Here is a 25,832-nt window from a genome sequence, read left to right as displayed (position 1 = left end):
ATTGTCTCTATTTATACTTGAGGGTAGTCTGCATTGTGTTTTTCACGCAATTTTTGACGCAGTACTTTACCGACATTACTCTTTGGTAGGTCACTCACAAACTCAATGTGACGTGGACACTTATAACCCGTTAGATTGTCTAACGCAAAATCTGTAATCACTTCTTTGGTAACATTATTGTCTTCAGGTACTACGTATATTTTGACCGCTTCACCTTGACGACTATCAGGAATACCAATGACCGCACAGTCAAGAATACCATCACAATCAAGCATCACGGACTCAATTTCGTTTGGAAATACATTGAAGCCTGAAACCAAGATCATGTCTTTTTTGCGATCTAGCAGTTTAATATAACCCTTGTCATCCATGCTGACGATATCACCAGTGCGGAAATAACCATCACTAGTAAAATCAGCACTACTGTCTCTATTCAGATATCCAGAGGTTACGTTAGGGCCTTTAATACATAACTCGCCCCCTTCGTTTAAACCTACATGCTTGCCGTCTTCATCGATAATAATGACATCGACACCAGGGGCTGGTACACCGATAGTACCGTTAAACTCACGATTGGTAATAACGTTGGCGGTGCCGACTGCAACGCCTTCTGTCATACCCCAACCTTCGATCATCGCGCAGCCCGTCACTTCTAACCATCGATTCGCAGTTTGCTCAGTAGCCGCCATACCACCAGCTTGTGAGATACGTAAAGAGCTAAAGTCCAAATCTTTAAAGTTAGGATTATCGAGCAATCCTTTAAAGAGGGTATTAACCGCAGGGAAAATATGGAACGGTTGTTTTGATAAGGTTTTAACAAATCCAGGAATATCGCGTGGATTAGGGACTAGTATAAAGGTATAGCCTGAACGCATACCAAGTAGGCTAAGCATGAATGCGAATATATGATACAGCGGCAGCGCCATCACCATATTGATATACACTTCGTTAATTTCTGATGTGATAGGGCGAGTCCATGCCTCGGATTGCATCGCTGCTGCTACGATATTACGCTGTGACAAAATAGCGCCTTTCGAAAGACCTGTGGTACCGCCTGTATATTGTAAAAATGCTTTTTGATCCAAAGACATTTTTGGTTGCTGAAAAGGTAGGTTTTTGCCTTTTTTCAATACTTCAGGAAACTTAGTGACATGGTACTTAGGATCGTTAAGGTTGTATTTGGGTACTAAGCGTTTGACCTGACGAATAATTGTATTGACCAAAATACCTTTCAAACCCATCATATCGCCCATCTTCGATAGGATGACACGTTTGATAGCCGTTTCTTCAATAACTTGCTCAAGCGCTTGGGCAAAGTTATCAACCACAAAGATTGCCTGGGCACCTGAGTCGTTAAGCTGATGGCGTAATTCTCGGCCAGTATATAGTGGGTTAACAGGGGTACAAACGTAGCCTGCACGCAATATCCCAATCATGGTTGGTAGATACTGTGGAACGTTTGGCATCATCAGAGCGACGACACTGCCTTTTGGCAAGCCTTGGTTCTGTAGCCAAGCGGCGACTGCCATCGAAGCATTATCAATATCACCATAAGTATGAGTCACTCCCATACAAATGCTCATCGGATGTCCACGGAAGCGATCGAAGCATTCTTCGTACAGCTCCATGATGCTGCTATATCTATCGGGATTAATGGTTTTTGGCACACCGGCTGGATATTGAGAAAGCCAAGGTTTGTTCGATATCATAGTTAGCATCCTTGCGATTTGATATAGGCTAAAGTATTTTAAGAAGGTAGTTGTCAATCTATCAATAGTACAAACCACCACTTATTTAGGTGGTATATACCATATTCAATAGCATCCCTGTCTATTGATTAATAGCTAGTCTTTTTGCTGCTGTAGCAGTATTTTATTCAATAAATATTTAAACAAAGCGTTAAATAGAACAAATAAATAGAAAGTTTAGTAATAAAAATAATGCTAGTTCTAAAACTATTTATCTGCTGCTTACCAATAAAGTATCAAAAAAACGATACATTTGAGCAATACATTAGCATGAATTTAGTCTAAAACAATAACAGTAAGCGATACTGAGCAGTACATATATTAACTTATAAGAATATATTAACTTTGTGAGCTGACTAAAGAAGGAACATATAACTAATATTGGTGAGCTGACAAAACACAAAAGAGTGTAGATGCCAAAATTATTGCGGTAAAATGAATTGATCTTTTTTGTTAAAGAAACGTCGATAGATGAGTAATGCACTGATAGTGCAGCCAAGCGTGCTGCTGACACATATCAGGAACATAGTGACTATTTGATAGCGTACGGCTTGAGTAGGATCGGCGCCCGCTAGAATTTGACCCGTCATCATGCCTGGCAAGCTAACAATACCGACGACTAGCATAGAGTTTAAAGTGGGAGTCATGCCATTAGTGATAGCTGCTTTTATCTGCTCATGGACGGCTTCGAATGGCTTAGCAGATAGACTGAGCATCATCTCGATACGTCCAGATTGCTCATGGAAGGATTCGATCAATTGATTGCTCGTCAACGAAATGGCAGTCAGGGAGTTTCCTAGTATCAGACCCAATATAGGAATAATGAATTGTGGTGTATACCAAGGCTGCACATTCAAAATCGCTATAATCGCAATCGCCGTTACTAATATTGCTGAGATACCGACTGCCAATAACGTATCTGTTAATAACCCTTTATAGCTGCGTTTAACGCGATTTTTGGCGGCACTTCCTGCAATTAAAGTCATGACTGTTAATATGATTAGCACTTCATACCATTGTTCACGTGCAAAAATCCACGCCAGTATTAGCCCAATAAAGCTCAGCTGTATGATCGTACGAAGTGCCGCTATTAAAAGGGTCTTGCTTAGCTTTAAACGTAACCGCCAAGAGATGAGTAATACGATAATAATTAAACTGCTAGCAAGAGCGATATCACTATAAGTGAGAAAAATTTGCATATCATTCGTACCACTCATATGAGCTTATTTAGGAAGTAATTATGGTAATAATACAAGGTGAGGGCTAAGGTTATTAACGTGATAAATTGTCTGAGCAACTAAGCGACGACTTAATTATTTAATTAAATATTCTTGAATAAAAGTTCTTCAAGAGTCTGCGGTGAGTACACCTGCTTGCATATGCCAGTGTCTATTTGCCAAAGGCATGATATCTTTTGTATCGTGAGTCACCCATAGGAGTGTGCGCTGTGCATCTGCGTGCAACCAGCTGATAAGTAAGTTGACTAGCTGTGCTGAAGTGTCCATGTCTAAAGCAGCAGTTGGTTCATCTAGCAATAGAACTTGTGGACTGAGTTGCAATAGACGCAATGTATTGACCAGTTGGCGCTCGCCACCAGATAAGTGCTTGGCGTCTTGTTGCAAAAAATATGCACTTCTATCTAAGTGTTCAAGCTGAGCAACATGCCAGTCTCTATCAAAAGTCTGCGATTGATGAGCATGCAATTGATAAGGCATTTGTAAGTTTTCAAGGACACTGCCGTCTAGCAACTGTGGATGCTGAGCGAGTAGGGCAATTTGCTGGCGCCACAGTACAGGTGCAGTTTTGTGAATATCATAGTAATCACTACTCAACTTGCCATCATTGCGCAAACGAACAGTACCGTTGCTCATGGGAAGTAACCCTGCCAATACTCGCAATAGTACTGATTTACCGCTACCAGACGCTCCTGTCAAAACAGTGACCTGCCCTGACAATAGCGTACCGCTCGCACCACTTATTAGCATTCGATCAGGAGTTGACGGCTCTTTATCCAGTGAAGTGTTTGCGGTTAGCTTGCTTGTCCACTTTTGATAAATGCTAGACGGCATAGAAGGTTTTTTCAGTGCTTCTTTGCTATCTTTAATGCTATGAGTACGTATCGTTCGTTGGCTATGTACCCATAGATTATCAAATTCAAGCAACACTCTATCCGTATCTATGCTCATAGCGTTCTACTGCTGACCATTCACTTGCTCGTCGATAGCTTGTTCGATCGTAACGCGCAGTTTTTTTGGTACACGAATAGGCCGCATTGGTGGGGTTGTCGCTGAAGTATCTGGTTTATCGCTGCCTATCTCGTCATTACTCATTGGCTCTGGTTTGACGAGGTTTTGTACGCAGGCAATGACAATTTTGGTACTGCTTAGTAGCTGGCTATCATCTGTTTCGTTAGTACTATGATTTGGTAGATTGCGATAGATACTTTGATAAAATATGATGCTGGCAGGTTTTAGCTCCACTTTATCAATACGTACGCTAATTACCTCATCTAATAGAATGGCTCTTTTGTATTGCAAGTCCGCCTGACTCACGACAAAATGCTGTACTTCACCACTGTCAGTCTGCAAAAAATACCCATTTAAGCCAAGCTCAGTAAACCAGTCGCGTCGGCAGTTTTCAAAAAACACCAAGTGATTGGCGTGATAGACTATACCGCCAGCATCAGTATGGTTAATATAAACGTTATAATCTTTAGCAAATAATGGTTTGGTCTTATCATTCATGGTTGGTGTCGTATTTTTTTGCTTCATTGTTGTCATAGTGATGCTCGATATTTTTAATAAGTATTGTTGAATAAAAGTGTTTCAGATAGACCAATAATAGATAGTGCTTATAATAGAGTTACTCTAGCTCAAGATTTCAGGCCATGCAACCGCTAGAACCGCTTACATTTGTTATCATAGTCGTTTATATTTCACCTATTTATAGAGCGCTATATTCTAACCAATCAGTATAGGACAGTTTATGACCCGTTTTGTCAGTTTTAACATCAATGGTATCCGTGCACGTCAGCATCAGCTCGAGGCAGTGCGCGAGGTAATCGATCCTGATGTCATGGGCCTACAAGAAACCAAGGTTCATGATGATCAATTTCCGCTTAGCGATATTGAAGGTCTGGGCTACCACGTCGAGTACTTTGGACAAAAAGGGCATTACGGCGTTGCACTATTATCTAAAGCTGCACCTGTATTCGTACAAAAAGGCTTCCCTGGCGAAGATGAAGAAGCCCAAAAGCGCTTTATCCATGCACGTTATGAGTTTGAAGGTCGTGAAGTGGATGTGCTCAATGGTTACTTCCCGCAAGGAGAGAGCCAAGATCACCCAACCAAATTTCCTATGAAGCGCGCTTATTATGCCAATTTGATGGCTTATATTGATACGCTAAAAGCGGAAGGTCGTTCGATTATCGTCATGGGTGATATGAATATTGCACCAGAAGATATCGATATTGGTATTGGTGAAGTTAATGCCAAGCGTTGGTTGAAAAACAGAAAAACCTCATTTCTGCCAGAAGAGCGTGAATGGTATTCAGCATTGATGTCACGTGAGCTGACAGATACTTACCGTCTGCATTATCCAGAGAGCACCGAGTTATATAGTTGGTTTGATTATCGCAGTCGCGGCTTCAATGATGAACCTAAGCGCGGGTTACGTATTGATCATATCCTATGTACCTCAGACTTAATCGATAAATGTATTGATGCTGGTATCAGTTATGAGCTACGTGCTATGGAAAAACCCTCTGACCATGCACCGATTTGGTCAGCATTTGATCTAAAGAAACCGTAATACTTATATACCGTGATACTTATATGTAGTCAATCTCATGTCAATTAGAGACGGCGCTCAGCTTGTTCAGTCTGCTGGTTATAATACTGGAGTTAGCTCTCCTTATATCTAAACTGTCTTAAACTGACTATATATTTATCACTTCGTATTCCGTAAATAACGATAAAAATTGAAAAATAAGGATTTTATTATGGCTGTTGGAAATGTATCAGTACCTGACGTTATCTATCCTATCGACGGCATCAAGCTCAGTGCCACAGCGGCAGGCGTTCGCTACAAAGACCGCGATGATCTAGTAGTCATCGAAATATCGGATAAGGCCACTACTGCAGTTGTAACCACTAAAAACACCTTTTGTGCCGCGCCAGTGCGAGTATTGCGTGAGCACTTTGCTAAAGTTAGCCCACGCTATTTAGTCACTAATACTGGTAACGCAAATGCAGGTACGGGCGCTGATGGAAAGCGCCGAGCCATTGATATCTGTACAGCATTGGCTGAAAAGGCTGGTGTAGATAGCAATACGATATTGCCATTCTCTACTGGTGTGATTGGTGAACCGTTAAATAGTGATGCGGTCATCGCAGGTCTGGATAATGCATTGGCTAATCTAGCGCCTGATAGCTGGCTAGTTGCTGCTAATGGCATTCGCACGACAGATACTATTCCTAAATTATCCAGCCAAAAAATTGATGTAGCAGGTACTAGCTATCATGTCACTGGTATGTCTAAAGGCTCAGGAATGATACGCCCAAATATGGCGACCATGCTAGGCTATGTGGCGACAGATGCCAATATCACCGCTGACTTACTGCAAGAAATGCTAAGCGCTATCAATGAGCAGTCTTTCAACCGAATTACTGTCGATGGCGATACCTCAACCAATGACTGTTGTGTGTTGATTGCAACAGGTGCTGCTAGCTCAGAGGTGATTGATAGTCCAGAGCATCCACATTATCAGCCTGTATTCGATGCATTGGCTGATGTGTTCGTCCGTCTGGCACAACTGATTGTGCGTGATGGCGAAGGCGCTACTAAATTCATGACGGTCAAGGTGACTGGTGGTCAAACCACGCAAGAATGCTGCGATGTGGCTTATGCAGTCGCACATTCACCCTTAGTAAAAACGGCATTCTTTGCCAGTGATGCTAACTGGGGACGCATATTAGCAGCAGTGGGCTATGCCGGTATCGAAGATCTAGACACAGAGCAAGTCGATGTGTATCTAGACGAGGTAATGATTTGCCAAAATGGCGGGGTTGCACCTGACTATACAGAAGAGGCGGGCAAAACAGTCATGAGTCGACCTGAGATTACCATTCATGTTGACCTTGCACGTGGCGATGCCAGTGATACCGTATATACCTGCGATTTATCATACGATTACGTCAAAATAAACGCTGATTATCGTAGCTGATCATTCTTAAAAAACAGAATTTGCATAGTTGTATAAGAGCCAGAACAATATTTGTTTTGGCTTTTTAATGTCAAACTTCTGCTCAGTAGCAAATAACTCTGCTATTCAATACGCTTCATTAACATCAGTTGCAAAAGCTGACGTTACTTTACAAAGCAGTTATAGAGGGTAAGACGAATAGCGGCCTATACTGGTTTCAGTAAAAAGCAAATGACCTTGTTAGCTTGTAGCAAAGCAAGATAAGGTGTTCAAAACAATAAGTTTATCTAAGTAACAATGAATTACTAGCTAAATCAATAAATAAGCCAGTAACTAAGCTATCAATAAAGAATCAATAACAATTATCTGAGGATTGAATAATGAAGAAATTAGCACTTGCAGCATTGATGACGACTTTTGCCCTTTCTGGTTGCTCTACGATGAGTATGGATGATGAGCGCACGATGGTTGTTGAAGGACAACCTATGAATGTAAAAGTAGTAAACATCCCAAGTTTTGAAGTAGAAATCGCACCGCGTAAAGCAGTATGCGACTTGACTGCTACTGATGGTAGCATGGTTGAATCACAGTGCTTACAGTATCGTCAAACTTATCAGAAAAACTACACCACGCTAAATGGTAATATTCAAGGCTTTACCTATGAGCCGAATTATCGTTATATCCTAGATGTACGCCAAGAAGCAGTAACAGCAGAAGGCTCAAACGTAGTGCAGCCAGTATGGATTCTAAACGAAGTGGTATCAAAAACTGCTGAATAATATTGATAGCAATATATAGACGATAAAGCAGTTATACATGACAAAAAGGCCTCTAATTCGTTAGAGGCCTTTTTACGTGTTTATTGTTAGTAAATTATTTCTCGAGAAGTCGGATTAGCATTGACTGTAGTTGACGCTAACACCGCGCGTTGCTGTAGGGATTCTATTATCAGCATAAACCGCCAGACCGCCTCGTGCCGTCTCTTTATATTTATCAGACATATCGGCACCTGTTTGCTTCATCGTCTCTATCGCTTTGTCTAAAGAGACGAAGTGCTGACCATTACCTCTACAGGCTAGGCGCGCCGCATTAATTGCCTTGACTGCGCCCATCGCATTACGCTCGATACAAGGCACTTGTACCAAGCCGCCAATAGGATCACAAGTAAGGCCTAGATTATGCTCAATACCAATCTCTGCCGCATTTAAACATTTGGCTGGCGTGCCATTCATGATTTCTGCCAGTGCAGAGCCTGCCATTGCACACGCAGAACCAACTTCACCTTGGCAACCGACTTCAGCACCAGAGATTGAAGCATTTTGCTTGATAAGGCTACCGATAGCAGTGGCGTTTAGCAAAAATTTACGAACACCATTTTGGCTGTAGTTGGGCAAAAAATCACGATAGTAATGCAGTACGGCAGGAATGATACCTGCTGCGCCATTGGTTGGAGCCGTGACTACTTTACCGCCATTGGCATTTTCTTCATTGACGGCGAGCGCGTACAAATCGACCCAGTCCATAGCGGCTAACTTATCAGTCTTGGTGATAGGTTGGTCTTTTTCAGCGCACAGCTGTGTATGCAAATCTTGAGCACGGCGTTTTACATCTAATCCACCCGGCAAGATACCGCCATTTTCACAGCCTTGTTTGACGCAGTCTTGCATCACTTCCCAAATGCTATCTAGATAAGCAAAGACTTCTTCTTTAGTATGGAAGTGACATTCGTTTGCCAGTACCAATTCGCTGATGTTCAAATCATGCTCACGACATTGCTCTAGTAGCTCTGCTGCGTTATTGAACGGGTAGGGAACTCTATCGATGGTCGGACTGGCATGATCTTCGTCTGGGTTAGTTGCATCTTCTTTATTGATGACAAAACCGCCACCGACTGAATAGTACGTTTGCTGATAGCGAACGCCTTCATTTGAAATAGCGCGTAGCGTCAATGCATTAGGGTGATAAGGCAGCACAGTATCGTCATACCAGTAGATGTCTTGCTCTGTATCAAAAGCAATTGTATGCGTGCCTGATACATTGAGAATTTTGTCAGAGAAGATAGGAGATAGGTAGCTACTGGTCATACGTGTGTCTATCGTGCTAGGCGTGTGTCCAAGCAGTCCTAACAAGATAGCGGTATCTGTTGCATGGCCTTTTCCAGTCGCCGCCAAAGAGCCATACAGTTCAATCTCAATGGTCTTAACCGCAGTCAGTTCCATCTGCTCAGTTAGCGAGGTCAAAAATAAGTTTGCAGCGACCATCGGTCCGACTGTATGCGAACTGGATGGGCCGATGCCGATTTTAAATAAATCAAAAACACTGATCATAATAAGTCACCAAAAGTTTTAAGCGCTTTAGCCTATTTTATCTATGGCATTGGGCGCTTTTGTGAAAAATATAATAGACAGCCGTCGCTCCTAGTCACCATTGATAGGTGGGCGCGAGACACTATTTATGAAGGTTATAAGGTAAATGAGCACTGAGGGCAGTTGAATAATAACTTTTATTTATTTTGAAACTCCGTTATCATGCTCGCAGTCAACAACTATGTAACATCCTGTAAGTTGGTTATCATCGTAAAATAAGACGGATTAAAAAAGACTAAATTTTTCAGTCAAACATATCCGTATTCATACATCTAGCAAGATATGGCTATCATACCAAATAATACTTTTGGTTTGTCATATTACAACATAAATGCATGAATTGGGATGACATATTATAGATAGGAAGACTTAACGTTCTGCTATTTATACAAGCCCTTAGAGATATGTCCATTTATTAATATTCTTATTTTATCAGTTATTCTAGCCTATTACTTTAGCTTAGCTCACATAGGACAAGCGCGCATGCCATCTCAAAAAGACCCTTCATCAGCGTCAGACAATAGCGCTCAAGATCTATCGACTCAAAATGCCTTGGAGTCTGCAGGCATTGATTCAGCCGCTATCAATTACCCGCACAATCCAGACTTCGAAAATGGCCGTTGGTTTCCGACATGGCGTCCTTATAAGGGCGATTTGGATCGTGATCCAGTCGGTATCAACGACTATTTACCTCCATCAAAAAGCGTATTGCTCGGCATACAGCATACGTTTGCCATGTTTGGTGCAACTGTGCTGGCGCCTTTATTGATGGGGTTTGATCCTAACTTAGCTATCTTGATGTCTGGTATCTGTACGGTAATGTTCTTTATGATTACCGGTGGGCGCATGCCGAGCTACTTGGGATCAAGCTTTGCTTTTATTGGTCCAGTCATCGCGGTGACCGCTTATGCAGGCGCAGGGTTCAATGACAATCTAAATGTTGCGCTAGGCGGTATTATGGCCTGCGGTATTATTTATGCATTGATTGGTCTGCTAGTGATGAAGACAGGTACAGGTTGGATTGAGCGTTTGATGCCGCCTATCGTGACAGGTGCGATTGTCATGATTATCGGTCTTAACTTGGCGCCAGTGACCATTCAAGGCGTGTCTGCCAATCAGTTTGATGCTTGGATGGCTACCTTGACCGTATTGCTCATTAGTGGTGTTGCAGTATTTACTCGCGGTATGTTGCGTCGTCTGTTGCTACTCGTCGGTCTGGTTCTGTCGTACGTTGCTTATTTCGTCATGACCAATATTTTAGGCTTTGGTACTGCGATTGATTTTAGTACGGTAGCCGCCGCTTCATGGTTTGGACTACCAAGCATTCATACGCCGCGCTTTGAGATGAGCGCTATTATCCTAATTGCACCTGTGGCCTTTATTTTGGTGGCTGAAAATCTAGGGCACTTTAAGGCAGTAGAGGGCATGACCAAGGCTCGTGTAACTCCTTATATGGGCCGAGCATTTTTGGCGGACGGTTTAGCCACGACCTTTTCAGCAGGATTTGGTGGTACAGGTGTTACTACTTACGCTGAAAACATCGGTGTCATGGCGGTTACCAAAGTGTATAGCACGACGATATTTGTCGTAGCAGGTTTGGTTGCTATCATATTGGGACTGTCACCAAAGTTTGGTGCGATCATTCAGACCATCCCAGCGGCTCTATTGGGCGGTGCTTCTATTGTTGTCTTCGGCCTTATCACGGTTGCTGGGATAAAAATCTGGATCGATAGCCATATTGATTTTAGTAAAAACAGCAATCTGATTATTGCAGCAGTAACGGTCATTATGGGTACTGGTAATTTTAGCTTGCATTTGGGTGGCTTTGATTTAGGCGGTATCGGTACTGCTACTTTAGCCGCTATTGTGTTGAATGCCTTGTTTAACCAAAGCTCTGAAGCGAAATAAGTAATACTGATGAGAGTGAAGTTTGCGCCTATCAAATAAAGATGGTCAAAGCATATCTCATCTAACAAAAAGCGCCCATGCTATCGATAGCATGGGCGCTTTTTGTATGGCAATATTGAGCAACAGTAGTAGCGAACAGCAGTATCGGAACTATTTATAATCTCGCTTATAAAATCTTGAAAAAAATCGATAGCGGCGAAGTGCACGTGGTTTTGGTTTCAATGAGCCTAAGTAAATAGCAAACATCGTTAATAGTGCGCCACGCCACTGTAAAGTATTAATCGGCTTGTCCAGCCAGCTATAGTCAATGACAAGGGCTGCAATAGGCTCAGTCAACAATAGCAGTCCAGTCAGTGCCAACGAAAGCTTAGGAATAGAGTAGGCAATCAACCCCCATGCCAAGCACTGCATTACCGTACCATAGATAAGCACCCAGCCAATCTCAGACCATGTATTGGGTAGGATATTACCTGTATCAAATACAAACATCGGTACAATCATGGCTAAGACGCCGCCAATACTAATCAGCTGCATTAGCATAAATATAGGCGTCGGTTCAGTGTCATGCGTTTTACGGATAAAGGTCATTGATGCCGCTAGCATGGCACCCGATACAATACCAGTGACAAAACCCCAAGTCGCAGCAGTGTTGTGTGCGAATTCAGGGCTACCTATCATCGCCACGCCTATCATGGCTAAGAACAAACTAATAAGCTGCACGATAGACTGACGCTCATTGAAATACATAAACCCAATCGCAGCCAAGAAAAATATTTGCAAACTATTAAGCAGCGTCGAAATACCAGGCCCAACCGCATAAATACTCTCATGCCAAAGCGCCAAATCTAATCCCAAAAACGCCCCTGATAATAATGCATAAAAAATAGCCCGTCTTGATTTGGGCATACGTTGGCCCATTAGCTTAGCCAATACCGCAAATACAATACCAGAAACAGCCAATCGCCAAAACGACATGGCCCAACCACCAATATCGACGTGAGCGACAATTAAGCTGCCCAATCCAAAAATGATACAACCAATGACTAAGCCAATAGGTGCAGATCGCGTTGAAGCAATAGCCATAATTTGTCCTTATAACAGTATTTGAATAACAGCATTCTTATTATCATTACATCATGTCAGAACTTATGTTGACATAAAGCCATATTGTCGTGGTTTTAAGTGCAAAATGAAATGGCAAAACCATAATTTATTACGGTGAATACAAATACTCTGGCTGTAAGGAAAATTATTGGGCATGTTGGACGCAAATAAATAATCAAAGTGTTTGATATGGCTGTGTTTTTCGCAATAGATTTATGACAGTTGGGTAATAGTACTTATATCAAAATATTTGTATCAGGGTGACGATTCGTAGGAGTATGAAAGCGCATGATGTATACAAGTGATATTTTTGTAGAGATGGTTTGTAGGGATAATATGTGTGTAGCACTTCAAGCGATATTAATGCTGCAACACATGTATAGTAGATTGACGATATAATGTATTTAACGTCTGATTGGTTATACCAAACAATCTATATTATTTGTCTAGGTTTATTTATGCTTCAACGATTGCTATCAAAAAAACAGCCACATACATTGTCTGGCTTACTACCAAAAATATCGCAATACAGTGTCGTCGTGACGATGCTATCTAGCGCATTGTGTTTGATGCCTAGCGCACATGCCGCCAGCTGTAAAATCCCAAAAAGTTATTACAAAAACGTCTCCTGCACGGCTAGTAGCAGTTACTTTTTAGCGATAAAAGACTTTGGTGCGCCAGTGGCGTTAATCGATAAAAAAGGCAAACGAGTCGTTGATTTGTCACGTTATCAAAAAGTCGATGCCGATAAACTGTCAGGCGGTCTGTTGCCTGTACTGCGCAACAGTCGCGTCGGTTATCTCAATATGCAGGGCCGCGAAGTCGTGCCTGCCATGTACGATATATTGACAGAGAGTCAAGGATGGGCGCGGCCTGTATCGGATGGGCGTATCGTGGTAAAAAAAGAGGGTAACTATGGTGTGATTAACACAGCCAATAGTACCGTTGTCTCATTTTCTGCAGCGATTGATGATATTGACAATTATCGTAATGGAGTGGCGCGTGTACGCAAAGGCCGTGCAACCAGTTGGGTAGATAAAAACGGTAATGCAGCGAATGATCCAAATGCCCAGAATGACACTCAGGCAGTGAACAAACCTACTTCTTCTAACGAAAAACCTAGCGCAGCATCACAGTCTGTACCAGCGCGTTTTACGACGCTTCAATCGCGTCAGCAAGATGGTAAATGGGGTTTCGTCGATGATAATAATGTCACGATGATTACGTACTCATTTGACGAAGTGCGTCCGTTCTCTGAGGAGTATGCTGGTGTGCGTATCGGTGAAGAGTGGGGCTTTGTCAATCTAGGCGGTGAGCTAGTGATTCCTTTTCGCTTTGCTAATAATGGTGTGAACGCTAACGATAGCTATCAGGGCAAACCTTCCTTTGTATTTACCGGTGGTAAGGCGTGGATTGGTAACCTAAAGAACGGAAATAAAATGTGTATTGATAAAGAAGGCGCTGGTGTTGCTTGTGATTGATGCAATTGCTAGGGCGTGCCCTCATTTTAAAAATGGTGATAAAAATGAGATAAATCGCGGTCAAACAAGGAAAATAGCTGGTTAATATCGGGATATTAACCAGCTATTTGACACCATTTGGCAAGATTTAGCCATTTTTAACCCATTTAGATAGCTATCGATTGAATTGAGGACACGCCCTAGGATTAAATAGGCAATAAAAAAGAGTGTAAAATCCGTGATTTTTTGCTAGGTTTTACGCTCTTTTTTCGACATTGATGTTTTTAAAGCTATTTGCTCGATAAATGATTACTGATTAAGTCAACCATATAAGGCTGATAATACTCTGGAATATCGTGTGCCATACCTTCGATGAGATGGAACGTAGCATTAGGGATAGTCTTGGCAACGACTCGGCCCTGCGAGGCAGGTAGGAGTCCATCAGCGCTACCATGTAATACAATCGTTGGTGCTTTGACTTGCTTACTAAACCGACTGATGGAGCCTGATGCCAAGATAGCATTGAGCTGCTGCACCGTACCAAGCGGGTGAAAATTGCGCTGATAGCGAATCTTGGCGATTTCACGCACCATACGCACATTCACATGACCTGGTGTACCAACGGTCTTCATAAACCAAACGCTATGACGCACGATATCACGCTCAGAATGGCTCTCTGGACGATTGATAAGGGTGTATAGCTGTTTGGGCTTTGGCGGCTTCAAAAACGCACGATTGGTCGTGGTAAACATAAGTGCCATTCGTTGTACTAAGCTCGGATAACGGGCTGCCACGATTTGTGCAATCATACCGCCCATCGAAGCCCCAAGCAGGTGGGTCTTACCAAGCTTGAGTGCTTTAATTAGACGTGCAGTGTCTTCAGCCATGTCCGTCAAGTTATAAGCAACCTGCGTGCTTTTGTTAGACAGCCCTGTCTGTAGACGAACCATCATTTTAAGCTGGCTAATACGCGGCAAACCTTCTATCTGCACTTTAGAAGACAAGCCGATATCACGATTATCAAAACGAATCACAAAAAAACCAGCATCGATAAAGCGCTTAATAAAATTGTCTGGCCAAAATATCATTTGTGAGCCTAGCCCCATGATCATCAGCAGCGGCGGATTATTAGGGTTACCACCAGCTTCGACACACAACTCAATACCATCACCGATATCGATCATCGCTTGCTGAAGATGCTTACTCAAGTCAGAGTCGCGCCATTGGTGCTCCCCAAACTTGCGCCACTCAGGAGTAGGGTAGTTATTCAGATGATCTTCTAGATTATTATCTAGCGTTTCAGGCAATTTGGCACTATTGATGTCATTTGATTTTGTCATGAAGTGTCCTAATTAGAGGGTCATCTACTACAGTTCAAGCATCTCAAAATCAAGCTTGCCGACACCGCACTCAGGGCAAGTCCAGTCATCAGGGATGTCTTCCCACTTAGTACCAGGTGCGATACCTTCTTCTGGGCAGCCAAGCGCCTCATCATATATCCAGCCGCAGACAATACATTCATAACGTTTCATAAATAGTCCTATCGATCATTACCAGTATTACAGTTACAGCGTGCTATAAACGCTCATTTTTAATATTACAGCTATTATATTAGACTGCAAAAACGCACGTAGTTTAGCATATAACCGCAATTTTCATAGTTAAGTTTACACTTGTATATTGAGATGAATTTTCTTTTATCAAGTCAATCACATACGTTACCTTTTTAGCGCTTAATAACAAGACTGGACGCCAGCCCGCCATACAAAAACCAATTATGTTATAATAAGCGCCGCTAAATTCACAGTAATGCTTAGCATCAATCGCTGATATATCATCCAGTTGTTGTCTTATCTAAACTATCTAAACTAGCTAAACCATCTAAATACATAAGCTAAGGGTCATCATGAGTACCAATGCCGCCGCCACATCCGCCACCAACAATGAGACGTCTCATGTGCTCAATACTGACCATCCGTTTTGGCAGATTATTCGCACAGTACCAGACTTTCCAAAAGCTGGCATTGATTTTTATGATATTACCCCGTTACTGCGCAGTCATATTGACGCTGTCATTGACGCGCTACTTGCCGCTTTGCCAGAAGGGCTTATGGACGAGGTAGACTGTCTAGGCGCAGTAGAAGCGCGCGGCTTTGTATTTGCCAGTATGCTAGCAGGTCGTCTGGGCAAAGGCATGATCTTGCTACGTAAACCAGGTAAGCTGCCGCCACCGGTTGCCAACAAAGCCTATGCACTGGAATATGGTAAAGACACGCTTGAGATGCAAAACAATCTACCGCCTGAGCGCGTACTATTGGTCGATGACATCTTGGCAACTGGTGGTACGTTGACCACTGCTTACGAGCTATGTCAATCAGCTGACCATACTGTGGTCGGTGCGTTAGTGTTATTGGACTTGGTCGACTTGCATGGCGAGTTCCCAGTACCTGTTTATACGGTACTAAAAGCTTAAAATGAATTACTATTCCTTTGACTATTAGACACTTCGTATTGTCGATATAGTTAAACGATTCTCCAAATAAAAAAGCGCCCTGATACTATGTCAGGGCGCTTTTTTCGATACTGTATTAATGTTTTTTAGTATTGTGTTAAGTAGGCTGTATTTATTGCTCTTCGTCTTGTTCGTAGTCTTTACAAGACTGCTCTATCACCGTACGACCGACTGTCTTTGGGGTGGTGACTTTAAAGTCTTTTGTGGTCAATATTGGTTTTTCTGACTGCCATGATTTGGTTACTTTGCCTTCAGCATCGTAGTTAACAAAGGCTCGTCTATAGTAACTGGCGTCTTTACATGAAATGAGCAGTTGTTGCTCACTATGGTCAATATTGCTTTTTTCTTCCTTCTGGTCATCGGACTTGGTATCTTTATCTTTAGGATAGGTTCTAAGGATAGATACCGTGATATTTTCGACGTCTTTTTCATCTATGATACTGATGTCAGAGCTTTCAATAGAATCCAAATCTATACTAAAAATTGATCCAGAGCTGCTCTCGGACACCTCTACCCAGTTGACTGCCTGGGCGCTGATCGCTAAAGCACTGCCTGCCAATAATATTGATAGCCGTTTCATATAAGCCTTGCTTCTTGTCGTTTGAAGTAGGTAATGATAGCCAACTTACTATTAGTAGGCAAATATCTTTTGTGCCAGCCCAGTATCCGTCGTGCTCTGTCGCGTGACTATTATTGTCCGCGAATGGCTGCCAATGTCTTGGCCAGCTCGTCACGCGCCCCGATAAAGCCGTCAATTCCCTTAGGTAATAAGTCTTGCGTAACCTTGTCTTGCTGATACGCAGCACTAAACTCTTCATGCGTTAAGCTTACCTGAGTCATCGCTTTCATATCCATCGACATACTCGGAGACAGTTGGCGAGTTACCTCGGTATCCATGGCTGCCAACTCATCAATGAGGTTGGGAGCTATCGTCAACAAGTCACAACCTGCCAATGCCAAAATTTGCTCGGTAGAGCGGAAACTGGCGCCCATTACTTGCGTCTGGTAACCGTGCTGTTTGTAATACTGGTAAATGAGCTTGACTGACTGTACGCCCATGTCATCAGAAGCCGGTACGTTTTGACGGCTTTGTTGGCGTTTTTGCCAATCTAGAATACGGCCAACGAAAGGTGATATCAGGGTCACGCCAGCATCTGCACAGGCAATCGCTTGGTGTTGTCCAAATAGTAAGGTCAGGTTACAGTGAATATTTTGAGTCTCAAGATAGCGCGCCGCCTCAATACCTTGCCAAGTTGCCGCCATTTTGATCAATACTCGCTCTGAATCGACGCCTGCTTTTTGATAAGCATCCATAAAGGCCAGTGCCTTATCTATCGTCGCTTGAGTATCATAAGATAAGCGAGCGTCCACTTCAGTAGAGACTCGGCCTTCGATCAGCTCTAAAATATCGCAGCCAACCTGAATGGTCAGCGCATCGATCACGGCATCCACGTCACCATTGTGACGACTCATGGTCTCTGACAACATGCCTTGGTTGTCAGGATGAATCAGAGCCTTGGTAATAAGGCTTGGGTTGGTGGTTGCATCGATAGGTTTTAAACGGGCAATAGCGGCAAGGTCACCAGTATCAGCAACAATCGTGGTCATAGTGCGTAGCTGTTGTAATGCGCTCATCAGGTATCCTTTTTTTTATTAATCATATGATGCTCCTCTTATATATAACAGGGTAGGGAGCTGAACTGGAACTGTAACACAGTTTTGGGCAGGTGTTGCCTCATAGTTATGCTATGCGTCGCTGTTATCTGGCTCAGCTGTGCTAATATTAATAACAGTTGGTATATTTATACGCATTTACGCATGGGCACTGACCTTAGTTTTTGCTATAGTAGAGCCGGCTATGTATCAAGCTGCTGTATTTGGCAGTAAATATAGCATTAACGCCAAATGGCACTAGCAATATAGGGTGTTTTTGATAGACTGTTTTGAGGTTGATTTTGAATATAGTTTCTACTATCAGGCTCTAACTAAAAAAAACAGTCAGATTTGGCAATAGTGCTACCTAAGTAATAGCAATATAATAGTAGAGTTTAAATAATAGTAATATCTAACAGCGATAAAATCTAAAAAGGATGGGCGGTAATGAGCGAGCAGTCACCAGAGCAAACAATGGATAATCTAAATCAAACCACTACAGGCGCTAGCGATACCGCAACTGAAAAAGAGTTTTTAGACAATATTCGCCAAAATATTGACGCAGTAGACTGTGAGATCCAAACGTTAATCAATAACCGTGCAAAGCTGGCTCAGCAAGTAGCCATGGTAAAGAAAAATCATACCGCTGCTGATGACAATAGCAATCCTATCTTTTACCGCCCTGAGCGTGAAGCACAGGTGCTAAAAGCTGTCATGGAGCGTAATGCGGGTCCCATTGCTGATGAGAAAATGGCGCGTTTATTCCGTGAAATCATGTCAGTATGCTTGGATTTAGAAGCGCCGCAGCGTATTGCCTTCTTGGGCCCTGTCGGCACCTTTACGCATGCCGCTGCGCTCAAGCACTTTGGTAAAGCCGCTGATACTGTGCCAATGACAACCATTACTGATGTGTTCCGCGAAGTCGAAGCGGGGACAGCGATGTATGGCGTGGTTCCTGTCGAGAACTCTTCAGAAGGCGTAGTCAACCATACTCTAGATGGCTTCTTATCTTCTACCTTAAAGATCATAGGCGAAGTTGAATTGCCAATTCATCAAAACTTCTTGGTTGCTGAGCATACCAAGATTGATGGCTTGAGCCGTATTTATTCGCATCAGCAGTCGCTTGCTCAGTGCCGTCATTGGCTAGATGTAAACTTCCCTAATGTTGAACGCGTTGCTGTATCAAGCAACGGTGAAGCCGCTCGCCGCCTTAAAAACGAATGGCATTCAGCTGCGATTGCAGGTGACGTCGCTGTTGCAGAGTACGGCTTGCATAAGCTTTACTCAAATATCGAAGACAATCCAAGTAACACCACACGCTTCCTTATTATCGGTCATGAAGCGATTGCACCATCTGGTCAAGACAAAACTTCTATCGTCGTCTCAGCTCATGATAAAGCAGGCGCACTGATCGAAATATTAAAACCTTTGTCATATCATGGCGTATCGATGACCAGTATTGAGACGCGTCCTGAGCGTCCTAACAAGTGGGCATACGTATTCTTTATCGATATGAATGGTCATGTTAATGATCCAAACGTTAGCGCTGCCATCAATGATATTCGTCCATTGGTCAAAGATTTGCGCATATTAGGCTCATATCCAAAAGCTGTCCTATAGACAACTACCTATAGGCAACTACAGGCTTACTCACAGGTATTCATACATAATAGATGGGTCTTAGCTTTTGCAGATAGTATTCAAAAAAAGCATTTATAGACACCATCTAAGGATAAACCATGCAGACTACTCAATTGACCGCGTCAGATCTATCGCCGTTAACGCCAGCTTACGACAGTATTTTGGCATTGGCACCTTATCAAACTGGTAAGCCAATTGAGGAGCTGACACGTGAGTACGGTGTTTCAGACGTGGTAAAGCTGGCTAGCAATGAGAATCCAATGGGATGCTCACCACGAGTGACGCTAGCAGTGACTGAGCAGCTAGGGCAGTTATCGCGCTATCCTGATGGCAACGGTTACTATCTAAAGCAAGCGCTGGCTGATTTTAACGATGTCAATGCCAATCAAATTACCTTGGGTAATGGCTCTGATGATTTGCTCGATATTTTAGCACGTAGCTTTGTGGGTGCTGATGATGCCATCGTCTATAGCCAGTATGCTTTTGTGGTATATCCTATGCTAGCGAAGATGCAAGGTGCCACGGGCATTGAAGTGCCTGCTCAACGCTTCGGCCACAATCTAAAAGCCATGAGCCAAGCGGTACAAGACAATCCGAATACCAAAATCGTCTTTATTGCCAATCCGAATAATCCAACGGGTACGCAGCTAGAGCAAAAAGAGCTGCGCCAGTTCGTTGCCAGTGTACCAAGTTCAGTCTTGGTGGTACTAGATGAAGCTTATATCGAGTATAGTCCTGAGAGTAACAACCGCGCATTATTGGATGAGTTCGATAATGTCATTATTGTGCGTACTTTTTCTAAAGCTTATGGGCTGGCAGGTTTGCGCGTCGGTTATGCTCTAAGCTCGGTGGCAGTGGCGGATTTATTGAACCGTATTCGTCAGCCATTTAACGTCAGCCGTGTCGGTTTGGCTGCTGCTGCTGCTGCACTTGCCGATCAAGACTTTATCGAAAAAACTCGTCTGATAAACGATGAGCAAATGCGTTGGTTAGAAAAGCAGTTTGACGCGCTAGGATTGGGTTTTGTGAAGTCGCATGCCAATTTTATTATGGTCGAAGTGCAGGTTGAGATGGAAGATATAACCGCTGCTTCTATCCATCAGGCACTACTTGAACAAGGCGTTATTGTCCGTCCGTTGGATGCTTATGGACTACCTAGCTGGCTGCGTATCACAGTAGGTGTGGCTGAAGACAACCTACGTTTGATTGATACTCTGCGTTCTATTTTGACTGAAGACTAAGCGCGTCCATAAGTGCTTTGTAATTTAAAAATTGTTCTTAATTAGCCATTAAAATTTATAACACTAAGACTGGCTCTATCTATGTCTTAGTGTGTCCAACGAGAAAAGCCGTGAGTAGTCAGAAAAATAATAAACTTCAATCGTCTCTAAATACTACGCCACCTATATTTAAACAAGTTTGTGTGATTGGACTTGGGCTGATTGGTGCCAGTTTTGCGCAAGCCATTAAAGATAATGGCTTGAGCGAGCGTTTGGTAGCAGTCGATAGGCATGCACCAAGTATCACAGAAGCTATTGAGCATGGTCTGCTAGATGCAGGTGGTGCAAACTTACAGGACGTTATCGCTGGCAGTGATTTAATCATTATTGCAGTACCAGTACAGGCTGTTCAAGCAGTGTTTTTTGATATCAAACAAGCGATGGATAACGGACAGCTTGCCAGTGACTGCATCATGACAGATGTCTGTAGTACTAAAGTCAATATCATTGATGCCGCTAAAGCAGTGTTCGGTTCGCTGCCGATAGGATTAGTGCCAGCGCATCCAATTGCTGGGGCTGAAAATTCAGGGTATCATGCGCGCCGCACCAGTTTATTTGTTAATCATAGTGTCATTATTTGCGAGCTACCGACAACCAGTGCAACTGCTATTGCAAAGCTGCGACTATTATGGGAAGCAGTGGGTGCAAATGTCATGTCAATGGATGCTGAGCATCATGACCGCATATTAGCGCACACCAGCCATTTGCCACATTTACTTGCCTTTAATTTGGTTGAACAATTGGCAAGCCATGATGATAATTTAGATATGTTTCGTTATGCCGCTGGTGGGTTCCGCGATTTTACCCGTATCGCTGCCAGTGACCCTAAAATGTGGCATGATATATTTTTTGCCAACCAAAGCGCGATTGTCAGCGCACTTGATGAGTATGGTGTCTATTTACAGACGATGCGCCAACTTATCATTGATCAAGATTCAACCGCCCTGATGGGACTTTTAGGCCGCGCGCAAGCCGCACGGCGACATTTCGGCCATATGTTAGCCAGCACCCCTTATACGGATACTTCTGCTATGTCAGCTTCTTATAATATTACCCCTAGCAATACTGTTTCTGGCACCATCGCGATTCCTGGTGACAAATCTATCTCGCATCGCAGCATTATGCTGGGTAGTCTTGCCACAGGCGTGACAAATGTTACTGGGTTTTTGGAAGGGGAGGATGCGTTAGCGACGCTACAAGCATTCCGTGATATGGGTGTGACTATCGAAGGACCTGACAATGGCAACTTGACCATTCATGGTGTCGGTATGAATGGTTTAAAACCTAGCAAAACCCCTTTATACATGGGTAACTCTGGTACCAGTATGCGTCTGCTGTCTGGTATCTTGGCGGCGCAATCGTTTGATAGCGTGTTGACAGGTGATACTAGCTTGAATAAACGCCCAATGGAGCGCGTGGCAGCACCGCTACGCACGATGGGAGCCGTGATTCAGAGCACTGGTCATAGTGGTACTGCACCGCTAAGTATCACTGGTCGTGATACAGTTGGCAAGCCATTACAAGGTACTGAGTATGACATGCCAGTTGCTTCAGCTCAGGTAAAGTCTTGCTTGCTATTAGCAGGTCTATGGGCCGAGGGTACGACAACGGTCACACAGCCTGAGATTAGCCGTGACCATACTGAGCGTATGCTATCGGCCTTTGGTTACCCGGTAACCGTAGAAGGCAATCGCATCAGTGTCACCGGTGGCGGCACACTAACAGGCGGCGATATCGCGGTTCCTGCTGATATCTCATCTGCAGCGTTTTTTATGGTGGCAGCGGCCATCAGTCAAAATAGCGAGCTGACCTTGACCCAAGTAGGTATCAACCCTACGCGTACTGGCATCATTGATATTCTTAAATTAATGAATGCAGATATTAGCTTAAACAATGAAACACACGTGGGCGGCGAGCCAGTTGCTGATATTACGATTCGCAGCTCAAGCCTAGTCGGTATTGAAATACCAGAGCATCTCGTACCACTGGCGATTGATGAGTTCCCTGTGCTGTTTATTGCGGCTAGCTGTGCACAAGGTCGGACGGTATTGACTGGTGCCAAAGAGCTGCGTGTCAAAGAATCGGACCGTATCGCTGTGATGGCAGAAGGGCTACATACACTTGGTATTGATTGTACTGTAACTGATGATGGTCTGATTATCGAAGGCAAAGGCGCCGCTACTGAAAGCGGTGAAGTCAACAATGACCAACCTGTCTTTGGTGGCGGTCATATTGTCTCGCATCATGATCACCGTATTGCAATGAGCTTCTCTGTTGCCAGTCTGCGTGCATCCCAGCAAATTACCATTGAAGGGGTTGAAACGGTTAATACCAGCTTCCCAGGATTTGCTGAACTTGCCAACCAAATTGGTATGTCTATCCAAGTGGATACTGGTGCTGAGTAAGTCGCTAAGCTACCGTTAACTCTTAAAGATTTAATCTAATATCGTTAGCAATGTACTCATGTCACTATTGGCATGAGTACATTGCTTTTTATCTTATAATCTCACTGTAGTAACCCTGCGCTTTCACGATTCAATTAACAATAATAATTAGAATTAGGTGGGAGCGCGCTTTGCTCTAAAAAGTTGTCCTATATTATGACTACCCAAAATGTCATCAAAAAACCCGTTGCCCCGATAACCACAACCAGACGCGGCATTATTACTGCGCTGATCGCGTTCTTTATTTGGGGTGGATTTCCGTTATACTTCAAACAGCTATCTGATTATGACGCGACGGAGATCATTGGTCACCGTATCGTTTGGACATTTTTATGTCTGCTGGTGCTGCTGGTAGTGACCAAGCGCTGGCAGTGGATTGACACCTTAAAGCAAAATCCAAGATGGATTGTATTCACATTTTTGTCTGGTTTAATTATCGCAACCAACTGGCTGACCTATGTATGGGCGGTCAATCAAGACCGTATTCTTGAGGCCAGTTTGGGTTACTTTATTGGGCCATTGGTTGGCGTTGCACTATCCATGATTTTATTCAAAGAGCGCTTACGTACCCTGCAATGGGTGGCGATTGGCTTTGCACTGTTGTCTGTCGTCATTCAAGTGGTGATGCTTGGCAGTCTGCCGTGGATATCGTTGATTTTAGCATTTAGCTTTAGTACTTACGGGACGATTCAACGACAAACGCCATTGACTGCTGTCGATGCCATGTTTGTCGAGACCGCAATGCTAGTACCTGTATGTCTTTGGTGGTTTTGGCAATCTGATGTGGCAAGTCATCAACTGAGCTTTTGGTTTAGCTCAAATATTTGGCTACTTATGATCGCAGGCCCGATTACGCTAATACCGCTTCTATTATTCAATAAATCTACCAAGCTTGTTGCATACAGTATTCTAAGCTTTATGAACTATCTGACGCCGACCTTTATTTTCTTTTTGGCGGTGTTCTATTATAAAGAACCATTCGATTTACATCGTTTAGCAGTATTTGGTTTGATTTGGTTAGGTCTGCTATTATTCAGCATCGACCTGTGGCGCCATCGTCCAAGTAAAGCGTTAAAAGCGGCGCGTCTACGTGAAGAAGCGCTAAAATCGGTTAAGTAAATATTAAAAACACGAAAAAAATTAGCAAACAAGGATGAAAGCATGTTTCATACTCAGTCTGACGTGGTATTTATAAAAGGTCTAAAAGTCGATGCAGTAATCGGTGTGTTTGATTGGGAGCGAGCCATTACTCAGCCATTACTCATTGATATCGCGCTTGAGACTGACATTAGCCGTGCTGCTGTGTCAGATGATGTCAGCGATGCCCTGAGTTATAAAGAAGTCTGCGATGATGTGAGTGAGTGGTGCAAAGAGATTCAAGCAAAGCTGCTTGAGCATTTGGCTGGTCAGATCTCTGATAAGATATTTGCAAAATATGACTGTCAAAAAATAACGTTGAGCATTGCTAAGCCTACCGCTATTGCTCAAGCTGATGCGGTAGGAGTGCAAATAACGCGCTATGCGCCAGCATCAACCAACGAGCTAACTACTAAAGAAGCTGTCAAAGAAGTTAACGTTAGCCAAGCTGATGATGCATAAAACGTCAATGGATTTGAATGTGGCAACGTTCACACAATGTGCACCTGAGACTGTGCAAGCGCATCCCGTGGTAGAGGTAGTGTTAGCGCTAGGTAGTAACTATCAAGCCGACAAGTATCTCCCGCTTGCTAGGCAGCGCTTGGCAGCGCTGGGTGAGATAAAGCTATCTACTGCTTTTCAAAATCCTGACTTTACTGCGACCGTAGACCAGCCGAAGCCTGACTATACCAATCAGTGTGTCCATCTAACATTGACCACACCGATGCACCTGCAGCAACTACAGCAAACTTTTAAAACTCTTGAAGGCGATTGTCATAGATGTCGACAGACTGAGCCTAAGCAAATACGGCGGGTAACGATGGATATTGATATTTTGATGATTAAATTGGTTACTATAGAAAATAGCCTAAGCAAAGAGTCGATATCTAAATCAATGTCTGATTGGATTGTAATGGCCGATCGTTATCCATTTAAAGCGCATGAGGAAGCGGGAGTTAAAGAATTGATTTTAACCAAGCTATAGTTTGGCTAATAAGTAGACGTATCTTAATCGCCATTGTATCTTGTTATCTGAAACCATCGCTGTTCAGTACTCACTCTGCCTTAACCCATCAGTTTCCTAGACAAAAATCTAATAAAAACTATGCGATTATCTAAGCAGTTGTTAGTATAAGTGACGATGTAATCTTCAAGATACTACTACCTATGCAAAAACCAATGAACTTTTTGAATAAAAAAATAATCAAGAGTTTAGTAGCAATAATTATTATATCTACTTTACCTGCCTGCGATAAATCCCCTTCCGAGCACCTTAAATCTTTTACCGAAGATAACTACCCTGTGGCAAATATGCCAGACGAGCCACTAGAAACTCCACTTGAGATTAATATTGAGCCCAAGCGCTTAGCCATGAC

The 25,832-nt window shown here is 43.1% G+C and carries 23 protein-coding genes; 13 read left to right on the top strand and 10 right to left on the bottom strand.

Annotated elements, in window-relative coordinates:
* Positions 1-11 precede the first annotated feature (11 nt).
* The 4 genes from CXF61_RS12780 to CXF61_RS12765 form a co-directional block, all read right to left on the bottom strand.
* Entirely contained in the window at positions 12-1,709 is a 1,698-nt protein-coding gene (locus CXF61_RS12780) for an AMP-binding protein (protein ID WP_165598476.1), read from the bottom strand.
* 461 nt (positions 1,710-2,170) lie between these two features.
* Positions 2,171-2,947: an ABC transporter permease gene (locus tag CXF61_RS12775; protein ID WP_227526696.1), complete on the bottom strand. Its 777-nt coding sequence runs from the start codon at positions 2,945-2,947 to the stop codon at positions 2,171-2,173.
* A 147-nt stretch (positions 2,948-3,094) separates the two neighbouring features.
* Positions 3,095-3,934: an ABC transporter ATP-binding protein gene (locus CXF61_RS12770; protein WP_165598474.1), complete on the bottom strand. Its 840-nt coding sequence runs from the start codon at positions 3,932-3,934 to the stop codon at positions 3,095-3,097.
* Positions 3,935-3,940: 6 nt separating this feature from the next.
* On the bottom strand, positions 3,941-4,519 hold the full coding sequence (locus CXF61_RS12765) for a thioesterase family protein (protein WP_227526695.1): 579 nt from the start codon (positions 4,517-4,519) through the stop codon (positions 3,941-3,943).
* 214 nt (positions 4,520-4,733) lie between these two features.
* On the opposite strand from CXF61_RS12765, the gene xthA reads away from it, so the two are divergent.
* From xthA to CXF61_RS12750, 3 genes are all read left to right on the top strand, one after another.
* Positions 4,734-5,558, top strand: a complete 825-nt coding sequence (gene xthA / locus CXF61_RS12760) for an exodeoxyribonuclease III (protein WP_057759777.1) — start codon at positions 4,734-4,736, stop codon at positions 5,556-5,558.
* A gap of 190 nt (positions 5,559-5,748) precedes the next feature.
* Positions 5,749-6,972, top strand: a complete 1,224-nt coding sequence (argJ, locus tag CXF61_RS12755) for a bifunctional glutamate N-acetyltransferase/amino-acid acetyltransferase ArgJ (RefSeq protein ID WP_165598472.1) — start codon at positions 5,749-5,751, stop codon at positions 6,970-6,972.
* A gap of 359 nt (positions 6,973-7,331) precedes the next feature.
* Positions 7,332-7,730: a DUF4377 domain-containing protein gene (locus CXF61_RS12750; protein ID WP_165598471.1), complete on the top strand. Its 399-nt coding sequence runs from the start codon at positions 7,332-7,334 to the stop codon at positions 7,728-7,730.
* A 114-nt stretch (positions 7,731-7,844) separates the two neighbouring features.
* Here the strand turns inward: CXF61_RS12750 and CXF61_RS12745 are convergent, their stop codons facing one another.
* Positions 7,845-9,278 (bottom strand): L-serine ammonia-lyase, encoded by a 1,434-nt coding sequence (locus tag CXF61_RS12745; protein ID WP_165598470.1) that lies wholly within the window; start codon positions 9,276-9,278, stop codon positions 7,845-7,847.
* A gap of 522 nt (positions 9,279-9,800) precedes the next feature.
* Here CXF61_RS12745 and CXF61_RS12740 point away from each other — a divergent pair.
* On the top strand, positions 9,801-11,225 hold the full coding sequence (locus tag CXF61_RS12740) for a solute carrier family 23 protein (protein WP_102092484.1): 1,425 nt from the start codon (positions 9,801-9,803) through the stop codon (positions 11,223-11,225).
* Positions 11,226-11,375: 150 nt separating this feature from the next.
* Here CXF61_RS12740 and CXF61_RS12735 read toward each other — a convergent pair whose 3' ends face one another.
* Complete coding sequence (locus CXF61_RS12735) at positions 11,376-12,308, bottom strand: DMT family transporter (RefSeq protein WP_165598469.1); 933 nt, start codon at positions 12,306-12,308, stop codon at positions 11,376-11,378.
* Positions 12,309-12,787: 479 nt separating this feature from the next.
* On the opposite strand from CXF61_RS12735, the gene CXF61_RS12730 reads away from it, so the two are divergent.
* The gene (locus CXF61_RS12730; protein WP_165598468.1) at positions 12,788-13,810 is read left to right on the top strand and encodes a WG repeat-containing protein; all 1,023 of its coding nucleotides are present in this window, start codon (positions 12,788-12,790) and stop codon (positions 13,808-13,810) included.
* Between the two features lie 269 nt (positions 13,811-14,079).
* Here the strand turns inward: CXF61_RS12730 and CXF61_RS12725 are convergent, their stop codons facing one another.
* A complete protein-coding gene (locus CXF61_RS12725) occupies positions 14,080-15,129 on the bottom strand; it encodes an alpha/beta fold hydrolase (protein WP_165598467.1) in 1,050 nt (349 codons plus the stop codon).
* Positions 15,130-15,156: 27 nt separating this feature from the next.
* Positions 15,157-15,321: a rubredoxin gene (locus CXF61_RS12720; RefSeq protein ID WP_057759803.1), complete on the bottom strand. Its 165-nt coding sequence runs from the start codon at positions 15,319-15,321 to the stop codon at positions 15,157-15,159.
* 374 nt (positions 15,322-15,695) lie between these two features.
* On the opposite strand from CXF61_RS12720, the gene CXF61_RS12715 reads away from it, so the two are divergent.
* Complete coding sequence (locus CXF61_RS12715; protein WP_057759806.1) at positions 15,696-16,262, top strand: adenine phosphoribosyltransferase; 567 nt, start codon at positions 15,696-15,698, stop codon at positions 16,260-16,262.
* A gap of 151 nt (positions 16,263-16,413) precedes the next feature.
* Here CXF61_RS12715 and CXF61_RS12710 read toward each other — a convergent pair whose 3' ends face one another.
* Entirely contained in the window at positions 16,414-16,881 is a 468-nt protein-coding gene (locus CXF61_RS12710; RefSeq protein WP_165598466.1) for a hypothetical protein, read from the bottom strand.
* A 110-nt stretch (positions 16,882-16,991) separates the two neighbouring features.
* A complete protein-coding gene (locus CXF61_RS12705; protein ID WP_160021849.1) occupies positions 16,992-17,936 on the bottom strand; it encodes a transaldolase in 945 nt (314 codons plus the stop codon).
* Positions 17,937-18,401: 465 nt separating this feature from the next.
* Here CXF61_RS12705 and pheA point away from each other — a divergent pair, with 465 nt between their 5' ends.
* From pheA to CXF61_RS14220, 7 genes are all read left to right on the top strand, one after another.
* The gene (gene pheA / locus CXF61_RS12700; protein WP_102092477.1) at positions 18,402-19,574 is read left to right on the top strand and encodes a prephenate dehydratase; all 1,173 of its coding nucleotides are present in this window, start codon (positions 18,402-18,404) and stop codon (positions 19,572-19,574) included.
* Positions 19,575-19,693: 119 nt separating this feature from the next.
* Positions 19,694-20,836 (top strand): histidinol-phosphate transaminase, encoded by a 1,143-nt coding sequence (gene hisC, locus CXF61_RS12695; protein WP_165598465.1) that lies wholly within the window; start codon positions 19,694-19,696, stop codon positions 20,834-20,836.
* Between the two features lie 110 nt (positions 20,837-20,946).
* Positions 20,947-23,280: a bifunctional prephenate dehydrogenase/3-phosphoshikimate 1-carboxyvinyltransferase gene (locus tag CXF61_RS12690; RefSeq protein WP_165598464.1), complete on the top strand. Its 2,334-nt coding sequence runs from the start codon at positions 20,947-20,949 to the stop codon at positions 23,278-23,280.
* A gap of 195 nt (positions 23,281-23,475) precedes the next feature.
* Positions 23,476-24,438: an EamA family transporter RarD gene (gene rarD / locus CXF61_RS12685; protein WP_165598463.1), complete on the top strand. Its 963-nt coding sequence runs from the start codon at positions 23,476-23,478 to the stop codon at positions 24,436-24,438.
* 42 nt (positions 24,439-24,480) lie between these two features.
* A complete protein-coding gene (folB, locus tag CXF61_RS12680) occupies positions 24,481-24,918 on the top strand; it encodes a dihydroneopterin aldolase (protein WP_165598462.1) in 438 nt (145 codons plus the stop codon).
* Positions 24,919-24,937: 19 nt separating this feature from the next.
* Positions 24,938-25,441, top strand: a complete 504-nt coding sequence (locus tag CXF61_RS12675) for a 2-amino-4-hydroxy-6-hydroxymethyldihydropteridine diphosphokinase (RefSeq protein WP_227526694.1) — start codon at positions 24,938-24,940, stop codon at positions 25,439-25,441.
* A 182-nt stretch (positions 25,442-25,623) separates the two neighbouring features.
* The coding region (locus CXF61_RS14220; protein WP_227526693.1) for a hypothetical protein at positions 25,624-25,832 on the top strand (209 nt) is incomplete at its 3' end.

The sequence above is a fragment of the Psychrobacter sp. 4Dc genome (assembly GCF_002836715.1).
Classification (GTDB): Bacteria; Pseudomonadota; Gammaproteobacteria; order Pseudomonadales; family Moraxellaceae; genus Psychrobacter.
The sequence above is the reverse complement of the archived record's forward strand: the minus strand, read 5'-3'. Positions and strand labels throughout refer to the sequence as shown.

Bases quoted from the DNA above. Each gene is read 5' to 3' on its own strand.
- CXF61_RS12735 (WP_165598469.1), bottom strand. From the start codon at position 12,308: ATGGCTATTGCTTCAACGCGATCTGCACCTATTGGCTTAGTCATTGGT.
- CXF61_RS12750 (WP_165598471.1), top strand. From the start codon at position 7,332: ATGAAGAAATTAGCACTTGCAGCATTGATGACGACTTTTGCCCTTTCT.
- pheA (WP_102092477.1), top strand. From the start codon at position 18,402: ATGAGCGAGCAGTCACCAGAGCAAACAATGGATAATCTAAATCAAACC.
- CXF61_RS12740 (WP_102092484.1), top strand. From the start codon at position 9,801: ATGCCATCTCAAAAAGACCCTTCATCAGCGTCAGACAATAGCGCTCAA.
- CXF61_RS12705 (WP_160021849.1), bottom strand. From the start codon at position 17,936: ATGAGCGCATTACAACAGCTACGCACTATGACCACGATTGTTGCTGAT.
- CXF61_RS12780 (WP_165598476.1), bottom strand. From the start codon at position 1,709: ATGATATCGAACAAACCTTGGCTTTCTCAATATCCAGCCGGTGTGCCA.
- CXF61_RS12715 (WP_057759806.1), top strand. From the start codon at position 15,696: ATGAGTACCAATGCCGCCGCCACATCCGCCACCAACAATGAGACGTCT.
- argJ (WP_165598472.1), top strand. From the start codon at position 5,749: ATGGCTGTTGGAAATGTATCAGTACCTGACGTTATCTATCCTATCGAC.
- CXF61_RS12770 (WP_165598474.1), bottom strand. From the start codon at position 3,934: ATGAGCATAGATACGGATAGAGTGTTGCTTGAATTTGATAATCTATGG.
- CXF61_RS12775 (WP_227526696.1), bottom strand. From the start codon at position 2,947: ATGCAAATTTTTCTCACTTATAGTGATATCGCTCTTGCTAGCAGTTTA.
- CXF61_RS12745 (WP_165598470.1), bottom strand. From the start codon at position 9,278: ATGATCAGTGTTTTTGATTTATTTAAAATCGGCATCGGCCCATCCAGT.
- CXF61_RS12720 (WP_057759803.1), bottom strand. From the start codon at position 15,321: ATGAAACGTTATGAATGTATTGTCTGCGGCTGGATATATGATGAGGCG.
- CXF61_RS12725 (WP_165598467.1), bottom strand. From the start codon at position 15,129: ATGACAAAATCAAATGACATCAATAGTGCCAAATTGCCTGAAACGCTA.
- rarD (WP_165598463.1), top strand. From the start codon at position 23,476: ATGACTACCCAAAATGTCATCAAAAAACCCGTTGCCCCGATAACCACA.
- folB (WP_165598462.1), top strand. From the start codon at position 24,481: ATGTTTCATACTCAGTCTGACGTGGTATTTATAAAAGGTCTAAAAGTC.
- hisC (WP_165598465.1), top strand. From the start codon at position 19,694: ATGCAGACTACTCAATTGACCGCGTCAGATCTATCGCCGTTAACGCCA.
- xthA (WP_057759777.1), top strand. From the start codon at position 4,734: ATGACCCGTTTTGTCAGTTTTAACATCAATGGTATCCGTGCACGTCAG.
- CXF61_RS12730 (WP_165598468.1), top strand. From the start codon at position 12,788: ATGCTTCAACGATTGCTATCAAAAAAACAGCCACATACATTGTCTGGC.
- CXF61_RS12710 (WP_165598466.1), bottom strand. From the start codon at position 16,881: ATGAAACGGCTATCAATATTATTGGCAGGCAGTGCTTTAGCGATCAGC.
- CXF61_RS12765 (WP_227526695.1), bottom strand. From the start codon at position 4,519: ATGAAGCAAAAAAATACGACACCAACCATGAATGATAAGACCAAACCA.